At 69.7% G+C, this 16,995-nt stretch carries 14 protein-coding genes; 8 read left to right on the forward strand and 6 right to left on the reverse strand.

Translation table 11 applies throughout. The features are described from left to right. Positions 1-24 precede the first annotated feature (24 nt). On the forward strand, positions 25-1,047 hold the full coding sequence (locus ACK8OR_RS09845; protein ID WP_410189224.1) for a LacI family DNA-binding transcriptional regulator: 1,023 nt from the start codon (positions 25-27) through the stop codon (positions 1,045-1,047). Here ACK8OR_RS09845 and ACK8OR_RS09850 read toward each other — a convergent pair. The 3 genes from ACK8OR_RS09850 to ACK8OR_RS09860 are packed head-to-tail and all read right to left on the reverse strand — an operon-like array spanning position 1,044 to position 4,208. After that, positions 1,044-2,195, reverse strand: coding sequence for a Gfo/Idh/MocA family protein (locus ACK8OR_RS09850; protein ID WP_410189225.1), 1,152 nt, complete (start codon positions 2,193-2,195; stop codon positions 1,044-1,046). The genes ACK8OR_RS09845 and ACK8OR_RS09850 overlap by 4 nt on opposite strands. Positions 2,196-2,205: 10 nt before the next feature. After that, positions 2,206-3,093 (reverse strand): sugar phosphate isomerase/epimerase family protein, encoded by an 888-nt coding sequence (locus ACK8OR_RS09855; protein WP_410189226.1) that lies wholly within the window; start codon positions 3,091-3,093, stop codon positions 2,206-2,208. Then, on the reverse strand, positions 3,090-4,208 hold the full coding sequence (locus ACK8OR_RS09860; RefSeq protein WP_410189227.1) for a Gfo/Idh/MocA family protein: 1,119 nt from the start codon (positions 4,206-4,208) through the stop codon (positions 3,090-3,092). The genes ACK8OR_RS09855 and ACK8OR_RS09860 overlap by 4 nt, the downstream gene beginning before the upstream one ends. A gap of 96 nt (positions 4,209-4,304) precedes the next feature. Between ACK8OR_RS09860 and iolD the strand changes: the two genes are divergently transcribed. From iolD to iolG, 6 genes are read left to right on the forward strand one after another with little or no spacing between them, the layout of a single operon-like run. Then, positions 4,305-6,164: a 3D-(3,5/4)-trihydroxycyclohexane-1,2-dione acylhydrolase (decyclizing) gene (iolD, locus tag ACK8OR_RS09865; RefSeq protein WP_410189228.1), complete on the forward strand. Its 1,860-nt coding sequence runs from the start codon at positions 4,305-4,307 to the stop codon at positions 6,162-6,164. Between the two features lies 1 nt (position 6,165). After that, positions 6,166-6,999, forward strand: a complete 834-nt coding sequence (locus ACK8OR_RS09870; protein WP_410189229.1) for a phytanoyl-CoA dioxygenase family protein — start codon at positions 6,166-6,168, stop codon at positions 6,997-6,999. After that, positions 6,996-7,955: a 5-dehydro-2-deoxygluconokinase gene (gene iolC / locus ACK8OR_RS09875; RefSeq protein WP_410189230.1), complete on the forward strand. Its 960-nt coding sequence runs from the start codon at positions 6,996-6,998 to the stop codon at positions 7,953-7,955. Before ACK8OR_RS09870 ends, iolC begins: the two co-directional genes overlap by 4 nt. Positions 7,956-7,960: 5 nt before the next feature. Then, positions 7,961-8,815 (forward strand): 5-deoxy-glucuronate isomerase, encoded by an 855-nt coding sequence (locus ACK8OR_RS09880; RefSeq protein ID WP_410189231.1) that lies wholly within the window; start codon positions 7,961-7,963, stop codon positions 8,813-8,815. Next, entirely contained in the window at positions 8,812-9,645 is an 834-nt protein-coding gene (locus ACK8OR_RS09885; protein WP_410189232.1) for a class II fructose-bisphosphate aldolase, read from the forward strand. Before ACK8OR_RS09880 ends, ACK8OR_RS09885 begins: the two co-directional genes overlap by 4 nt. Beyond that, positions 9,639-10,634 (forward strand): inositol 2-dehydrogenase, encoded by a 996-nt coding sequence (gene iolG, locus ACK8OR_RS09890; RefSeq protein WP_410189233.1) that lies wholly within the window; start codon positions 9,639-9,641, stop codon positions 10,632-10,634. Before ACK8OR_RS09885 ends, iolG begins: the two co-directional genes overlap by 7 nt. Positions 10,635-10,637: 3 nt before the next feature. On the opposite strand, the gene ACK8OR_RS09895 is transcribed toward iolG, so the two are convergent. From ACK8OR_RS09895 to ACK8OR_RS09905, 3 genes are all read right to left on the reverse strand, one after another. After that, a complete protein-coding gene (locus ACK8OR_RS09895; protein WP_410189234.1) occupies positions 10,638-11,258 on the reverse strand; it encodes a hypothetical protein in 621 nt (206 codons plus the stop codon). Between the two features lie 15 nt (positions 11,259-11,273). Further along, on the reverse strand, positions 11,274-13,769 hold the full coding sequence (locus ACK8OR_RS09900; RefSeq protein WP_410189235.1) for a GcvT family protein: 2,496 nt from the start codon (positions 13,767-13,769) through the stop codon (positions 11,274-11,276). A gap of 445 nt (positions 13,770-14,214) precedes the next feature. Then, positions 14,215-14,640 (reverse strand): DUF1489 family protein, encoded by a 426-nt coding sequence (locus ACK8OR_RS09905; RefSeq protein WP_410189236.1) that lies wholly within the window; start codon positions 14,638-14,640, stop codon positions 14,215-14,217. Between the two features lie 79 nt (positions 14,641-14,719). On the opposite strand from ACK8OR_RS09905, the gene ACK8OR_RS09910 reads away from it, so the two are divergent. Further along, positions 14,720-16,969 (forward strand): adenosylcobalamin-dependent ribonucleoside-diphosphate reductase, encoded by a 2,250-nt coding sequence (locus ACK8OR_RS09910; protein ID WP_410189237.1) that lies wholly within the window; start codon positions 14,720-14,722, stop codon positions 16,967-16,969. Positions 16,970-16,995 lie beyond the last annotated feature (26 nt).

The raw sequence follows: 16,995 nt of genomic DNA on the forward strand, positions 1-16,995 counted from the left end.
ATAGGATCGAAGGAAAGGAACGCCATGCCCGTCACCCTCAAGGACGTCGCCCTGCGCGCCGGTGTCAGCCGGTCCGCCGTCTCGCGCAGCTTCACGCCCGGCGCGTCGGTCAGCCCGGCCACCCGCGCCAAGGTCGAGGCGGCGGCCGCGGCCCTTGGATACGCGCCGTCGGCGCTGGCCTCCGCGCTGTCGACGGGCCGGACGAAGCTGATCGGCATCGTCGTGTCGAACTTCCACAACCCGATCTTTCTGGAGGTGTTCGACCGCTTTACGCGCGGCCTGCAGGATCGCGGGCTGCGTCCCCTGCTGGTCAACCTGACGGGTGAGACCGATCCCAAGGCGTCGCTTCGGATGCTGCGGCAATATTCGGTCGACGGGGTGATCGTCGCCAGCTCGACCCTGCCGCCGAGCTTCGCGCGCGCCTTCCGGGTCGCGGGCCTGCCGGTGGTGCACAGCTTCGGGCGCTGGACCAGCGCGCCCGACACCCATGTCGTCGGGATCGACAACGTCGAATGCGGGCGGATGGCGGCACGGACCTTGGCGGCGCGCGGCTACCGCCGGGTCGCCTTCCTCGGGGGGCCGGACAGCGCCACCTCGACCGAGGACCGGCTGCGCGGCTTTCTTGAAGGCATCGAGGGGTCGGCGATGATCGGCGTCACGACCAGCTTCGCGACGGAGTACACCTTCGAGGCAGGCCGCACCGAGATGCGCCGCCTGCTTGCCGAGGGCCCGCCCGCCGAGGCCTATTTCTGCGCCGACGACGTGCTCTCCATCGGCGCGCTGTCCGCGCTCGAGGATGCGGGGCTCGACGTGCCGGGCGACGTGGGCGTGATCGGCCTGAATGACATGGAAATCGCGGGCTGGGACAATATCGCGCTGACCACCATCCGGCAGCCGATGGGCGCGATCATCGACGCCTCGATCGAGCTGGCCATCGGGACGATCGACGACCCCGACCGCTTGCCGGAGGCGCGGCTGTTTCCGTGCCGCATCGTCGAGCGGGACACGCTGCGGCCCCTGCCCGAGGGCGACGACGCGCCGGGTTAGCGGAACATCGGCGGGCGCGCGTCGATCCAGGCCCCGTCCGCCTTGCCCGAGGCCGCGACCGCATGCACCGCCGCCATCGAGCGCAGCCCGTCCTCGGCGCGGGGATAGAGATCGGCGGCCGGGTCCATGGCGCGCCCGTCGCGGCGCGCGCGAATCGCTTCGGCGAGGTCGGAATAGATGTTCGCGAAGGCCAGCGGCATCCCTTCGGCGTGCCCCACCGTGACGCGGCTGGACCGGTCGGCCTCGGGCGAGAGCCCGCATTCGCCCCGCTCGATCACCTGCAAACGCTGACCCAGCGGCATGTAATAGAGCTGGTTTGGTTGCTCCTGCGCCCAGCGCAGGCCGCCGGTTTCGCCGAAGACCTGGATCGTGAGGCCGTGCTGGCGCCCGATGGCCACCGAGGAGGTCCAGAGCCGCCCGACCGCGCCGTCCGACATCCGGAAATTGACCATCGCGTCGTCTTCCAGGACCCGACCCGGCAACGCCGAGACGATATCGGCCGAGAGCCGCTCGACCTCCTGGCCGGTGACGAAGCTGGCCATGTGCATCGCGTGGATGCCGCAATCGGCGAACTGCGCGGACACGCCCGCCTGGGCCGGGTCGTAGCGCCAGCGGACGCGCGGGTTTTCGGCATCGGCGGCATCGGCGTGGTGGCCATGGGCGAACTCGGCCACGACGACGCGGGTGCGGCCCAGATCGCCGCGCGCGATCATCGCCCGCATGTGCCGCACGAGGCTGTAGCCGGTATAGCCGTAATTGACCGCGCAGATGCGCCCCGTCTCGCGGGCGAGGCCGACGATCGCCTCGCCCTCCTCGACGGTCATGGTCATCGGCTTTTCGCAGAGCACGTGGAAGCCGCCTTCGAGGAAGGCGCGCGTGATCTCGTAATGGGTGGCGTTGGGCGTGGCGACGGTGACGAGGTCGATGCGGTCGTCGCGCGCGGCCTCGCCTTCGAGCATCTCGCGCCAGTCGCCATAGGCCCGGTCGCCCAGACCCAGCCGACGGCCGTAGTCGCGCCCGGCCTCGGCCCGGTGGTCGAGCGCGCCCGCCACGAAGTCGAACGCCCCGTCGAGACCAGCGCCCAGACGGTGCGCCGGCCCGATCTGGCTGCCTTCGCCGCCGCCGATCATGCCCCAGTTCAGTCGCATGGCGTCCCCCTCAGAAGCCGATGGATTCGAGATAGGCGCGGTTGGCGCGCGCGTCCCCCAGCGTGTCGGGGTCGAGCGTCGGATCGCAATCCTGCTCGACCGTGCACCAGCCCGCGAAACCCGCGTCCAGCAGCACGCGCCGCACCGCTTCGAAATCGACGTCGCCGGTGCCCAGGTTGCAGAAGATGCCCTGCCCGCAGGCGTCGTAGAAGCCGGTCCGCTCGGCCACGGCACGGGCTTTCACCTCGGGGTCGATATCCTTGAAGTGCATGTAGGAGATGCGGCCGATATGCCGCTCCATGAAGGCGACGGGATCGTAGCCGGCATAGGAATGGTGGCCGGTGTCGAAGCAGATCTTGAGGATGTCCTCGGGCACCTCGTCGAGAAGGCGCTCCAGCTCGGGCTCGAAGTCGATGAAGCCCGCGGCGTGGGCGTGCATCCCGACGGTCAGCCCCGCATCCGTGCCCATGCGCGCGACCTCGGCGATGCGGTCGCGGAAGGCGGCCCATTCGGCGGCATCCATCTGCTCGGCTTCCGCGGCGCGGCCCGCGGTGGGCGCGCGGCGGGGCGAGATCGAGTCGATCAGCACGAGATGCGTGGCCCCGTGGGCGGTCAGCGCGGCGATGGTGCGCCGCGCGCCGTCGAGCACGTCGTCCCAGGCGGCGGGATCGTGGAAGGGCCGGAAAACGACGCCACCGATCAGCGACAGACCGTTCGCGGCGAGCCCGTCGGACAGTTCGGCCGGGTCCTCGGGCATGAATCCCACGGGGCCGAGTTCGATGCCCGTGTACCCGGCCTCGGCGCATTCGCGCAGCACGTGGCACCAGTCTGGGTTGCGCGGATCCCCCGCGAATTCGACGCCCCAGGAGCAGGGCGCGTTGCCGATGCGGATGGTCATGTGTCCCTCGTAAGCGTGATGCGGCGATGTTCGTCCGAAGAGGTCCAGGCGGCCTCGACCACCCGTTGCACATCGAGCCCGTCGCGGAAGGTGGGGAAACGGGACGCACCCACCTCGATCGCGGCGAGGAAGTCGCGCGCCTCGATGATGATCTGGTCCTGATAGCCGGTGCCGTGACCGGGGCCCTGGCAGAACGCGCCATAGGGCGGATGGGCCGGGCCGGTCAGGATCTTGGTGAAGCCGCGCCCCGCCTCGGGCCCCTCGGCGCGGTAGAGGTGGAGCGCGTTCTGATCCTCCTGATCGAAGCGGATCGACCCGGCCGTGCCGTGGATCTCGTAGGCGTATCCCATCTTGCGGCCGGTCGCGACGCGGCTGGAATGGAGATGGCCCATCGCGCCGTTCGCGAAGCGCAGGATCATCTGGGCCTGGTCGTCGTTCGTGACGTCCTCGGGGCCGTTCGGGCCGGGGCGGGTGGCGTGGACCGTCTCGATCTCGGCCAGCACGCTCTCGATCGGGCCCATCAGTGCCAGGGCGCAATTGATCGGATGCGCCGCGAGGTCGCCCATCGTGCCGTTGGCGCGGCCCCGCGTGCGCCAGTTGGCGGGCGTTTCGGGATCGGCGAGGAAATCCTCGGTATGCTCGCCCCGGAACCACGTGACGCGTCCGATGGCACCCGAGCGGACGAGGCGGATCGCCTCCTGCGTGGCGGGGGTGCGGACGTAGTTGAACCCGGTCATCGCGACGACGCCGGCGGACTCGGCGGCCTCGGTCATGGCGGCGGCGTCCTCGACCGTCTCGCCCAGAGGCTTTTCGCAGAAGACCGGCTTCCCACGCGCGATGGCGGCGAGCGCGACCTGCCGGTGCAGGGCTTGGGGTGCGGCGATGACGACGGCATTGACGCGGGGATCGTCCACCAGCATGCGCCAGTCGGAGGTCGCGCGCGCGAAGCCGTAGGCCGCGCGATACTGTTCGGCGCGCGCGTCGGTCGTGGCGCAGACCATTTCCAGCCGGGGGCGCAGGACCGTCTCGAACACCGCGCCGACGGCGGAATGGGCGACCGCATGAGCCTTTCCCATGTAGCCGCCGCCGACGATCCCGATGCCGATCTCGCGCATGTCCCCTCCGTCGTTCTTTGGTTGCAACCGGTTGCAAGATCGGTAGTCTGGGAGCCGGAGCCGTGCAAGTCATTTCGCACGGATGGGAGGACTGCCATGTCGACGATCCGCCTGACGGTGGCGCAGGCCATCCTGCGCTGGCTGGATGCGCAGTTCATCGAGATCGACGGCGTCGAAACACGCATCTGCGGCGGCGGGTTCGGCATCTTCGGTCACGGCAATGTCCCCTGTCTGGGCGAGGCGATCTATCCGCTGCGCGACACGCTCCCGCTCTACCGCGGACAGAACGAGATGGGCATGGGATTCGCCGCGGCGGGCTATGCCAAGTACCACCTGCGGCGGCGGTTCATGTATTGCACGGCATCCGCCGGGCCGGGGACGGCGAACCTTCTGACGGCGGCGGCACTGGCCCATGCGAACCGCCTGCCGATGCTGATGCTTTGCGGCGATACGTTCCTGACCCGACTGCCCGATCCGGTGCTGCAACAGCTTGAGCATTTCGGCGATCCGACGCTGGGCGTGAACGACGCGTTCAAGGCGGTCACCCGGTTCTGGGATCGCATCACCCATCCCGCGCAGGTCGTGCAATCGCTGCCCGCCGCGCTGGCCACGATGCTCGACCCCGCCGATTGCGGACCAGCATTCATCGGCCTGCCGCAGGACGTGCAGGGCTGGGCCTGGGACTACCCTGAGGAGTTCTTCACACGGCAAGTGCATCGCATTCGACGGCAAGCGCCCGACGCGGATGAGGTGGCCGATGCCGTGGCCCTGCTGCGGGCGGCCGAGCGACCGCTGATCGTCGCGGGCGGCGGCGTGCAGTATTCCGGTGCGGTCGAGGCGCTGACCGCCTTCGCCCATGACCACGGCATCCCGGTGGTCGAGACCATCGCCGGGCGTGCCAACCTCCTGGACGACGACGCGATGAACGCCGGGCCGGTGGGGGTGACGGGCTCCGATTCAGGGAACTGGGCCGCCGCGCGGGCCGACCTGGTCTTCGCGGTCGGCACCCGCCTGCAGGATTTCACGACCGGGTCCTGGACGGCCTTCGCGCCGGACGCCCGGCTCCTCCATCTCAATGTCGGGCGCCACGACGCGGCCAAACACCGGGCCGCGACCGTCGTGGGCGATGCGAAGCTGGGGCTTGCCGCGATTTCGGATGCGCTGGGCGATCACGCGGCGCCCGAGGGCTGGGTCGCGGACGTGCAGGCCGAGCGCGCACGCTGGAACGACACCCGGGCCGAGACGGTGCGCCCCGGCAACGGGCCCAGCAGCTACGCGCAGGCGATCGGGGTGGTGAACGGGTTGATGGCCCCGGAGGATCGCGTCGTGGCCGCTGCCGGGGGGCTGCCCGCCGAGGTGACCGCAAACTGGCGCACGCTGCGGCCCGGCAGCGTCGACGTCGAGTTCGGCTTCTCCTGCATGGGCTACGAGATCGCGGGCGGCTGGGGCGCGCGCATCGCGCAGGCCGAACGCGAGCCCGAGGCCGAGACCGTCGTGCTGACCGGCGACGGCTCGTACCTGATGCTGAACTCGGACCTCTATTCGGCGGTGCTGACCGAGAAGAAGCTGATCGTGCTGGTGCTCGACAATGGCGGCTTCGCGGTCATCAACAAGCTGCAGAGCAACACCGGGCAGGAGAGCTTCAACAACCTCATCGCGGACACGCCGACGGCGACCGCGCAGACCCGCGTCGATTTCGAGGCCCATGCCCGCGCGCTGGGCTGCCACGCGGAAACGGTGGATACGCCCGCCGCCCTGGGCGATGCCTTCGCCCGCGCCAAGGACCGGGCCGAGACCTCGGTGATCGTGATACAGGTCGATGCTTACGAGGGCTGGACGACCGGCGGGCACGCCTGGTGGGAGATCGGCACGCCCGAGGTGACGGAGACCCCATCGGTCCGCACGGCCCGCGAGACGGTCGAGGCCAGCCGCGCCCGCCAGCGGAAGGGGATCTGAGATGCTCAGCTTTCACGCCGCTGACGTGGATCCCGAGGCCATCGCGGCTGAGTTGCTCGATGGCGACGGCGCGGTGATGCTGAAGGGGCTGTTCACGCCGGACGAGATCGCCGAGGCGCGCCGGATCATCCTGGCGCATTCCGATGCCGAGGCCGCGAAGGTCACCCATTTCCAGGGCGCCGCCGGGGACCGGATGGACCTGCAACGGCGGGTCTGGAACCTCTTGGCGAAGGGGCCGGTCTTCTCGCGGATGGCGACGCATCCGGTGCTGATGACGATCCTGCGGCACTTCCTCGGGACCGGGTTCATCATGGGCTCCATCGCGGCCAACCGCATCCTGCCCGGCGGGCCGGGACAGGAGCCGCATGTCGACTACCCCTACTGGGATTTCCACGCGCCCGAGACGCATCCGACCCGGCTCAACGCAAGCTTTCCGATGAACGCGCAGGTGACCGTAGTGCTCGACCCGTTCACCGAGGAATCCGGCGCGACCGCCTATGTGCCGGGCACGCAGACGGCGCTGCGCTATCCCGGCCCCGAGGATGACTTTCACGGCCGCGCCGTGCGCATGATCGCCGAACCGGGGGACACGGTCCTGTTCTTCGGCGCGGCATGGCATTGCGCGATGCCCAACCGGTCGGATCATGAGCGCTGCGCGGTGCTGGTGAACTACCTGCCGAAATGGGTGAAGCCGCTGGAGGACATGCCGGGCGCCCTGCCCGCCGCATTCCTCGACGGCGCCTCGTCCGAACTGCGCCAGCTTCTGGGCTTCGACTATCCCTACCCGGACGTCCTCGATCGGGCCGACGCGGTCAACGCGGAAGGACGGGCATGAAGCTTTCGGGCACCGATTTCCTGATCGTCGGACGGGCCGGGATGGACTTCTATCCCGACCCGCCCGGCACCCGGACCGAGGAGGCCGGGCGCTTCGTTTCCTGCCTCGGCGGGTCGAGCGCCAATATCGGCGTGGCGCTGGTCCGGCAGGGCTGCAGCGCCGATCTCGTCACCTGCGTCAGCGACGACGCCATCGGACGGTTCGCGCTCAACCAGCTCGACCATTACGGCATCGGGCGCGCCCATGTCCGGTCGGTCGGCGGCGAGGCGCGCAACTCGCTTGCCGTGGTCGAGACGCGGGTCGAGGATCACCAGTCGGTCATCTACCGCAACGGCGCCGCCGATTTCGAGATGACGATCGCCGATGTCGAAGCCGCGACCTATGCGGGTCGCGCGGCGCTGGTGACCACGGGCACCGTCTTCGCCGCCGAGCCGTCGCGCGGGGCGGCGTTCCGGGCGTTCGAGCTGGCCCGGGCGGCGGGCATCCCGATCGTGTTCGACGTCGATTACCGCCCCTACTCGTGGCCCTCGCCCGAGGTCGCCTCCGAGGTGCTGACCCGCGCCTGCGAGATGGCGGATTGCATCGTGGGCAACGACGTGGAGTTCGGCTTCGTCGCGGGGGATTACGACCGCGGCCTCGACGCGGCCCGCCGCCTCGCCGCGGATCGGCTCGTGATCTACAAGATGGGCGAGCACGGCGCGCGGACCTTCCACGAAGGCCAGGAGATCCGCACCGGCATCTACCGCACCGAGGCGCTCAAGCCGACCGGTGCGGGCGACAGTTTCATGGGCGGCTTCCTCGCCGCGCTGGCCGCTGGGCGCGACCTGCGCGACGCGGTGCTGCGCGGCTCGGCCAGTGCCGCGATGGTCGTAGCCCGCGTCGGATGCGCCCCTGCCATGCCCACGACCGACGACCTCGAGGCCTTCATGGCCGACCACCCCGGACCCACGGAGTAAGGCCCATGCACATCCCGCCCCATGACAACGGCAACGCGCCCATCGTCGATGTCGACGACGCGACCGTCCCGCTGAACTACTTCAACATCGTCAAGCTGACCGAGGGGCAGAGCTTCGACTACCGCGTGCCCGGCTACGAGACCTGCATCGTGCCTGCCACCGGCACCGTCACGGTCGAGACCGGGGGCGAGACCTATGACGATATCGGCACCCGGCGGGTCGACGTGTTCGAGGGCGACCCCGAGGGCGTCTACGTGCCGACCGATACCGGCGCGCGGATCACCTGCCGCAGCGAGGCGGCGGAGGTCTTCGTCGCGGGGGCGAAATTCGCCGACACGCTCAAGCCCTTCGCGGTGCGCACGGCCGATCTCGACAAGGTCCAGTACGGCAGCGACGACACCAAGACCCATCGCCGCATCGCCCATATCCTCGGGGCGCAATATCACGACCGAGTTGGACGCCTTCTGGTCTCGGAGCTGTTCACCGTGGGTGCGGGCGGCTGGTCCGGCTTTCCGAGCCACAAGCACGACACCGACCGATCCGAGAACGGCGAGATGATCGAGACGCGCCACGACGAGACCTACAACTTCCGCTTCAAGCCGAAATACGGCTCGGGCGTTCAGATGCTCCAGCGCGAGGACAACAAGCCCGGCGACGCCTATCACATCATGGACGGGTCCACGATCTGCCTCGACCGGGGGTATCACCCCTGCGCCGTACTGCCCGGCTACGAGATGTACTATTTCACCATCCTCGGCGGGCTGAGCCAACGCTCGCTCAAGCAGTATTTCCAGCCGACCCATGCCGAGCAGCTGCACACCATCCCCGGCATCATGGACATGGTCGCCAAGTTCAAATGACGCGCGCGACGCTTTCAGAGGTGCTGATTCCGGCGCGAGCCGAAGGGCGGGCCGTGGCGGGTCTCGTCTGCCTCGGGTGGGAAGATGCGCGCGCCTACCGCGACGCGGCCCAGGCGTTGGGCGTGCCGGTGATCCTGCAGGCTGGACCGGGATGCCGCGCGCATACGCCGATCCCGGTGCTGGCGGCGATGTTCCGAACGCTGGCCGAAGACTGCGACGTGCCCGTGGTGGCGCATCTCGACCACGGCTATGCGGCGGATGAGTGTCGCGCGGCCATCGCGGCGGGTTTCACCTCGGTGATGTTCGACGGCTCGTCCCTGCCGCTGGACGAGAATATCACGCGGACCGCCGAAATCGCGGCGATGGCCCATGACGCGGGCATCTCTTGCGAAGGCGAGATCGGCTTCGTGGGCTATGCCGCGGGCGCCGAAAGCCGGGGCACCGATCCCGACGAGGCCGCGCGCTTCGCCGCCGAAACGGGCGTCGACGCCATGGCGGTGTCGGTCGGAAACCTGCACCTGCGGACCGAGGCGGGACCCGGTCTCGACGAGGATCGCATCGCGGCCATCGCGGCGGTGACTGACGTGCCGCTGGTGATCCATGGCGGATCGGGCGTGCCCCATGCCCAGCGCGCGCGGCTGGCCCGAGAGACGGCGATCTGCAAGTTCAACATCGGCACCGAGCTGCGGCAGAGCTTCGGCATGGCGCTGCGACAGGTGCTCGCCGACGACCCGCAGGCGTTCGACCGCGCCGCCATCCTGTCCGCCGTCGAGCCGTCACTGCGCGATGCGGCGACGGCGGCCCTGCGCTCCCTGGAGGCCCCATGCTGAACATCGCCCTTCTCGGCTGCGGCCGGATCGGACAGGTCCATGCCCGCTCGCTCGCGCGGATCGAGGGCGCGCGCGTCGCCGCCGTCTGCGATGCCCTCCCCGAGGCCGCCGCCGCCCTCGCCGCCGCGACGGGCGCCGAGGCGAGGGACCCGGACGCGATCTTCGGACGACCCGGCCTCGACGCCGTGGTAATCGGGACGCCGACGGATACGCATTTCGACCTGATCCACGCGGCCGCCGCCGCAGGGCTCGCCATCTTCTGCGAAAAGCCCGTCGATCTCGACGCCGCCCGCATCCGGGCCTGCGCCCGCGCCGTGGCCGACGCAGGCGTCCCGTTCCTGACGGCCTTTAACCGCCGCTTCGATCCGAGCTTCGCGGATCTGCGCGCACGGCTGCACGGGGGCGAGATCGGCGACCCAGAGATCGTCACCATCACCAGCCGCGATCCGTCGCCGCCGCCGCTGAGCTACATCGCGGGTTCGGGCGGGCTCTTCCGGGACATGATGATCCACGACCTCGACATGGCGCGGTGGCTTCTGGACGAGGAGCCCGTTCGCGTGCAGGCGACGGGTGCCGCCCTGATCGACCCGGAGATCGGCGCGGCCGGGGATGTCGACACGGCCGCGGTGATGCTGACCACGGCGTCGGGGCGGATCGCGCAGATCGGGTGCTCGCGCCGCGCGACCTACGGCTACGACCAGCGGATCGAGGTGCATGGCAGCCTCGGGATGCTGCGGGCGGGCAACCGACTGGAGACGACGGTCGAGGCCGCCGGTCCCGCGGGGTTCCGGCGCGCGCCGGCGCAGCATTTCTTCCTCGAGCGCTATGCCGACGGGTACCTTGCCGAGATGCGGGCTTTCGTCGACGCGCTTCGGACCGGCACGCCGCCGACGCCGTCGATCGCGGACGGGTTGCGGGCGCAGGTTCTGGCCGATGCCGCCGACACGGCCTGCCGCGAGGGGCGGGTCGTGGTCCTGGACGACGGTTGAGCGTCAGAGGCCCCAGGGCAGCACGAAGACCGCGCGTCGCGTGCCCGCGCAATCGGGCGGGTCGGCCCGGAGCGCCGCCATCTCGGCCCGGATGACGTCCGCTGCGCAATCCGCGGCATCCGGCGCGAGCGCGCCGCCCTGGTCGAGCGCGGCACCCGCCCCCAGCCGTTCGAGGTCGATCAGCACGGTCTTGCGCGTCCCGCCGGGCGACAGACGGATCAGCGCGGTCACCGCCTGCCCGGCACAGCGGCCCCGGCAGACGCGGGCGAGATCGGGGAGATGGCGGATGTTCCCGGGTCGGCGCAGGAGCACCGCTTCGACCAGCGCGGCATCGGGGATGTCGGCGCGGGGCAGGTCGGCCAGCCGGGCCGCGACCTCGGCCACGCCGTCGCCGCTGAGATGCAGGACGGCGGAGCGTGGGGCGGTGGCGAAAAGGGCGGCGGCCACGGCGACCGCGAGGAGGGCCACCGCGATCGCGCCCTTCGGGCCGGGACCCAGACGTCGCGGCGGAGGTCGCGACTCGGACGGCAGGCCCGGCGGGGCGGGCGTCATGCCGCGTCGGGCCGGGTGCAGGTGCGCGATGGCCGGGGCACGGGCACGCAGGCCCGCATATTTGGCGAGCATAGACGCGGGCGCGGGTCAGCCATCCACGCGGATACGCACGTTGGTCGGATCGTAGGGGCTGTCCTCGGTGACCTCGGCGTCCCACAGTTCGCGCTGCATCCGCACGTGCAGTTTCGTGCCGGGTTCGGCGAGGTCGGGGCGGACATAACCCATCCCGATCGACTTGCCGAATGCCACCGAATAACCGCCCGAAGTCAGGCGACCGATGCGGGTGCCGTCGGTCGTATAGAGCGCCTCGCGACCCCACGGGTCCGCGTCGGAGGGGCCGTCGATCAGCAGTGTGACGCATTTCGAGCGGATGCCGGTCTCCTCCATCGCGGCCTTGCCGTGAAACTCCTTCGAAAGGTCCACGAAGCGGTCGAGCCCGGCTTCCAGCGGCGTGGCGTCGCGGCCAAGTTCGGTGCCGAAGGCGCGATAGGACTTCTCCTGCCGGAGCCAGTTCTGGGCCCGGGCGCCGACGAGCGTGAGGCCATGGCCCTCGCCCGCCTCCATCAGCCGGTCGAAGAGGTAGTTCTGCATCTCCATCGGGTGATGCAGCTCCCACCCCAGCTCGCCGGTATAGGCGACGCGAATGGCGTTGACCGGGCACATCATCAGCTCGATCCGGCGGGCCGACAGCCACGGGAAGCGCTTGTTGGACAGGACGGTCTCGGGATCGGCGTCGCGCACGATCTTGTTCAGGATGGCCCGTGAATTCGGCCCCGCGATGGCGAAGACGCCGGACTGGCCGGTCACGTCGGTCAGGCTCATATGCCCGAATTCGTCCGTCTTGTCGGCGATGGCCTTGGCGAGGAAGTCGTGATCGTAAGCCTGCCACGCGCCCGCCGAGACGAGGTAATAGGCGTCCTCGGCGAGGCGCACGATGGTGTATTCGGTGCGCGTCGTGCCCGCCCCGGTCAGCGCGTAGGTCAGGTTGATGCGGCCCACCTTCGGCAGCTTGTTGGTGGTGAACCAGTCGAGGAAGGCCGTCGCCCCCGGTCCGCGCAGCATGTGCTTGGTGAAGGCGGTTGCGTCGATCAGGCCCGCCGTTTCGCGGAGCGCCGTCGCTTCGGCCTTGGCATGCTCCCACCACGCGCCGCGCCGGAAGCTGCGGGAGGTGAGGTCGAAATCCGCCTCGGCGCCCGGCTTGAAGTAATTCGGACGCTCCCACCCGTTGACGCAGCCGAACTGCGCGCCCGCGGCGTTCATGCGGTCGTAGCAGGGCGCGGTCTTCAGGGGACGCGCGGCGGGCCGCTCCTCGTCGGGATGGTGGAGGACGTAGACGTGGTCATAAGCCTCCTCGTTCTTCCGGCAGGCGTATTCGGTCGTGACCCAGTCGCCGAAGCGCTTGGGATCGAGGGAGGCCATGTCGATCTCGGCCTCGCCCTCGACCATCATCTGCGCGAGGTAGTGCCCGGTGCCGCCGGCCGCCGTGATCCCGAAGCTGAAGCCCTCGGCCAGCCACATGTTCCTGAGGCCCGGCGCGGGGCCGACCAGCGGGTTGCCGTCGGGCGTGTAGCAGATCGGGCCGTTGAAATCGTCCTTCAGACCCGCGGTCTCGGAGGTCGGGATGCGGTGGATGAAGGACATGTACTCCTCCTCGATCCGCTCGAGGTCGAGGGGGAAGAGATCGGCGCGGAAGCTGTCGGGCACGCCGTAGGGGAAGCGCGCGGGGGCATTCTGCTCGTAGGGTCCGAGGATCCAGCCGCCCCGCTCCTCGCGGACGTACCACTTGGCGTCGGCGTCGCGGATGACGGGGTGCTGTTCGTTGGTCTTGCGCCATTCGACCAGCGCGGGGTCGGGCTCGGTGACGATATACTGATGCTCGACCACGATGGCGGGGTTCTTGATGCCGAGGAGCCTGGCGGTGCGGGGCGCGTGGTTGCCGGTGGCGGTGACGACATGCTCGGCGGCGATCACCGCGGTCTCGTCCGAGGCGACGAGATTGCCGCCTTTCTCGACCATCTTGGTGACGGTCACGTCCCAATGGTCGCCGGCCCATTCGTAGCCGTCGACCTGCCAGCGACGTTCGATGGCGGCCCCATGCTGGCGCGCGCCCTTGGCCATGGCCATCGTGACGTCGGCCGGGTTGATGTAGCCGTCGGTCGGGTGAAGGATTGCGCCCTTCAGGTCGTCGGTGCGGATCAGGGGATAGCGTTCGGCGATCTGGGCGGGGGTCAGCCATTCATGCGGGATGCCCACGGTCTCGGCGGTCGCGGCATAGAGCGCGTACTCGTCCATCCGGTCGTCGGTCTGGGCCATCCGCAGGTTGCCCACCACCGAGAAGCCGGGGTTGAGGCCGGTCTCGGCCTCCAGCGTCTTATAGAACTTGACCGAGTAGTCGTGGATGTGGCTCGTCGCGTAGCCCATGTTGAAGAGCGGCAGGAGCCCGGCGGCGTGCCAGGTCGAGCCGGAGGTCAGCTCGTCCCGCTCCAGCAGCATGGTGTCCCAGCCGGCCTTCGCGAGGTGATACGCGATTCCCGTCCCGACCGCGCCGCCGCCGACGACGAGTGCTTTCACCTGGGTCTTCATGGCCGTGCCCTCCGCGAACCTGAGGCCCTTTCTGCCCGACCGGGCCGATGCCGGTCCATCGCGGGCGACCCAAGGCGACTTGATAACGACAGGGCGGCGACGGACGGGGTCGTCGCCGCGTGGTCGCACGGGGTGTGCCGGAGGGCGCGAGCTGCGGCGCGGCGCGGCTTTCCTACGGGCTGGAGGGCGATACGGCCGGGCCGCCCCCGCGAGCGACAGGCGTGGCATTCGGTTCGTCCGGACCATGCGCGCCGGGTGGATCGGGGCCGGTCGACGCGATTGCAAGGCGGGGGTGCGCCAGGATTATTCCTACGAATAGTCCTGGCGGTGGTTCGGACGTTCTCGGTCCCGGGCCGGAGGCGGGGCGGGCATCAAGGGCGAATGGCCGGAGGCGCAGCGCGGGAATGCGGCGGTTGGGAGCGGCGGCCTGCGACGTCGTAGGCGTTCAGAGCACGCCGATCTCGGCCAGCGCGACCGAGAGCTTCGGCGGCAGCGGCGTGTCGTCGCGGCGGGCAGGGTCGAGATCGACCGGCGCGTCCTCGGGGGCGAGATACCGCCAGCCCTGGAACGGGCGGCGGGCCGTGGGCGCGACGGGGATCAGGCCGGGCTTCAGGACGATGCCGCAGCGCGGGATGCCATCGGCGCGGCGCACCTCGTCGAGCCGCAGGATCGGCTGGCGGCAAAGCAGCACGCCCTTCACCACCCAGTAAATCGAACCGCCGTCCAGCAGTTCGGCCTCGCGCTTGGGCCACATCCGGGTGACGTGGCGCGGGTTGCCATCGGGCCCCTTGGCGCGCGCATTCGTCTGCCACTTGGTCAGTTCGGCCATGTCGTGGGTGCCGACGCTGAGCTTGATGAGGTTGATGGCCATTGGTGAGTCCCCCGAGACAGGGTATATCTAGACCCCCTGCCCCCGGGCGCAACCATCCCTAGACCGAGGCCTCAGCCCCATGTCCGCCTTCGCCGCCCCCATCGCCGAACAGATCTGGGACATGAAATACCGCCTGAAGGACGCGGACGGGATGCCGCTCGACGCCACGCTGGATGACACTTGGGACCGCATCGCGGGGGCCTTGGCGGCGCCCGAGACCGATCCGTCGGCGTGGACACCCAGCTTCCGCGCGGCGCTTCAGGACTTCCGCTTCCTGCCGGCGGGACGGATCGTCGCGGGCGCGGGCACGGACCGCAGCGTGACGCTCTTCAACTGCTTCGTGATGGGCACCATCGAGGACAGCATGTCGGGCATCTTCGCGGCGCTGCGCGAAGCCGCGCTGACGCTGCAACAGGGCGGCGGGATCGGCTACGATTTTTCGACCATCCGGCCGAAGGGCGCGGGCGTCCACGGCGTCGCGGCCGACGCGTCGGGGCCGCTGAGCTTCATGGATGTCTGGGACGCGATGTGCCGGACGATCATGTCGGCGGGATCGCGGCGGGGCGCGATGATGGCGACGCTGCGCTGCGACCACCCGGACGTGCTGGATTTCGTGGCGGCCAAGTCGGACCCGGCGCGGCTGCGGATGTTCAACCTCTCGGTCCTCGTGACCGACCCGTTCATGGAGGCGGTCGCCGCCGATGCGGACTGGCCGCTTGTCTTCGGCGGCGTGATCCACAAGACGCTCAGGGCGCGCGAGCTTTGGGACGCGATCATGCGCGCGACCTACGATTATGCCGAGCCGGGGGTGATCTTCATCGACCGGATCAATGCTGCGAACAACCTGAGCTATGTCGAGACCATCGCCGCGACGAACCCCTGCGGCGAGCAGCCCCTGCCGCCCTATGGCGCCTGCCTGCTGGGGTCGCTGAACCTCGCGCGGCTGGTCGAGGGGCCGTTCACCGACGCCGCCGCGATCCCGGACGGGGCACTGGACGAGCTGACGGCGACCGCTATCCGCATGATGGACAACGTGGTCGATGCGTCGCGCTTCCCGCTGGAGGCGCAGGCCGAGGAGGCGCGGGCCAAGCGCCGCATCGGGCTGGGCGTGACCGGGGTGGCCGACGCGCTGGCGATGTGCGGCCTGACCTACGGCAGGCCCGAGGCGGCGACGGCGATGGCCGGCTGGCTGGAGCGGATCGCGAACGCGTCCTACGCGACCTCGGCGCGGCTGGCCGAAGAGAAGGGCGCATTCCCGCTCTGTGACGTGGACGCGGTGATGGCCGCGCCGATGGTCGGACGGCTCTCGGCCGAAACGCAAGCGCTGGTCCGCGAACATGGGCTGCGCAACGCGCTCCTGACCTCGATCGCGCCGACGGGCACGATCAGCCTTCTGGCGGGGAACGTGTCTTCGGGCATCGAGCCGATCTTCGCGCAGGAATACACGCGCAAGGTGCTGCAACCGGACGGCAGCCGGACCGAGGAGGTCGTCCGCGATTACGCCGTGGCGCTCTGGCGCGAGCTGCGGGGCGATGCCCCCCTGCCCGACGCCTTCGTGACGGTCGCCGACCTGACGCCCGCCGATCACGTGCGGATGCAGGCCGCGGCACAGGACTGGATCGACAGTTCGATCTCGAAGACGATCAACGTCCCCGAGGATATCGGGTTCGAGAGCTTCAAGGACGTCTACCTCGAGGCGTGGCAGACGGGCTGCAAGGGCTGCACAACCTACCGGCCAAACGCCGTGACGGGGAGCGTGCTCAGCGCCGAGCCAAAGGCCGACATGCCGAGTGCGGGGGCCGAGGTCGTCCGTCTCTTCGACCCGCTCGACCGGCCCCAGCAGCTGACGGGCGAGACCTACAAGATCAAGTGGCCGGCCTCCGAGCACGCGCTCTACATCACGATCAACGATATCGAGCTGGACGGGCAGCGGCGGCCCTTCGAGATCTTCGTGAACTCGAAGAACATGGAGCATTTCGCGTGGACGGTCGCGCTGACGCGGATGATCTCGGCGGTGTTCCGGCGCGGCGGCGACGTGAGCTTCGTGGTCGAAGAGCTGAAGGCCGTGTTCGACCCGAGGGGCGGCGCATGGGTGCAGGGGAAATACGTCCCCTCGATCCTCGCGGCGATCGGCGGCGTGATCGAGCGGCACATGATCGCGACGGGGTTCCTGTCGGGCGAAGGGCTGGGTCTCAAGACCGACCCGGCCGACACGCGGACCGGCGGGCGGGCCGTCGGCGCAACCTGCCCCAATTGCGGCAGCCCCGACATCCACATGGCCGAGGGCTGCGCGACCTGCGGCAATTGCGGCTTCTCGAAATGCGGCTGACCTGAAACGGAACCGGCCGGAGCCCC

This window comes from Jannaschia halovivens (assembly GCF_046452375.1).
Classification (GTDB): Bacteria; Pseudomonadota; Alphaproteobacteria; order Rhodobacterales; family Rhodobacteraceae; genus Jannaschia; species Jannaschia halovivens.

Bases quoted from the DNA above. Each gene is read 5' to 3' on its own strand.
- ACK8OR_RS09870 (WP_410189229.1), top strand. From the start codon at position 6,166: ATGCTCAGCTTTCACGCCGCTGACGTGGATCCCGAGGCCATCGCGGCT.
- ACK8OR_RS09895 (WP_410189234.1), bottom strand. From the start codon at position 11,258: ATGCTCGCCAAATATGCGGGCCTGCGTGCCCGTGCCCCGGCCATCGCG.
- ACK8OR_RS09850 (WP_410189225.1), bottom strand. From the start codon at position 2,195: ATGCGACTGAACTGGGGCATGATCGGCGGCGGCGAAGGCAGCCAGATC.
- ACK8OR_RS09855 (WP_410189226.1), bottom strand. From the start codon at position 3,093: ATGACCATCCGCATCGGCAACGCGCCCTGCTCCTGGGGCGTCGAATTC.
- ACK8OR_RS09860 (WP_410189227.1), bottom strand. From the start codon at position 4,208: ATGCGCGAGATCGGCATCGGGATCGTCGGCGGCGGCTACATGGGAAAG.
- ACK8OR_RS09910 (WP_410189237.1), top strand. From the start codon at position 14,720: ATGTCCGCCTTCGCCGCCCCCATCGCCGAACAGATCTGGGACATGAAA.
- iolG (WP_410189233.1), top strand. From the start codon at position 9,639: ATGCTGAACATCGCCCTTCTCGGCTGCGGCCGGATCGGACAGGTCCAT.
- ACK8OR_RS09845 (WP_410189224.1), top strand. From the start codon at position 25: ATGCCCGTCACCCTCAAGGACGTCGCCCTGCGCGCCGGTGTCAGCCGG.
- iolD (WP_410189228.1), top strand. From the start codon at position 4,305: ATGTCGACGATCCGCCTGACGGTGGCGCAGGCCATCCTGCGCTGGCTG.
- ACK8OR_RS09885 (WP_410189232.1), top strand. From the start codon at position 8,812: ATGACGCGCGCGACGCTTTCAGAGGTGCTGATTCCGGCGCGAGCCGAA.
- ACK8OR_RS09905 (WP_410189236.1), bottom strand. From the start codon at position 14,640: ATGGCCATCAACCTCATCAAGCTCAGCGTCGGCACCCACGACATGGCC.
- ACK8OR_RS09880 (WP_410189231.1), top strand. From the start codon at position 7,961: ATGCACATCCCGCCCCATGACAACGGCAACGCGCCCATCGTCGATGTC.
- ACK8OR_RS09900 (WP_410189235.1), bottom strand. From the start codon at position 13,769: ATGAAGACCCAGGTGAAAGCACTCGTCGTCGGCGGCGGCGCGGTCGGG.
- iolC (WP_410189230.1), top strand. From the start codon at position 6,996: ATGAAGCTTTCGGGCACCGATTTCCTGATCGTCGGACGGGCCGGGATG.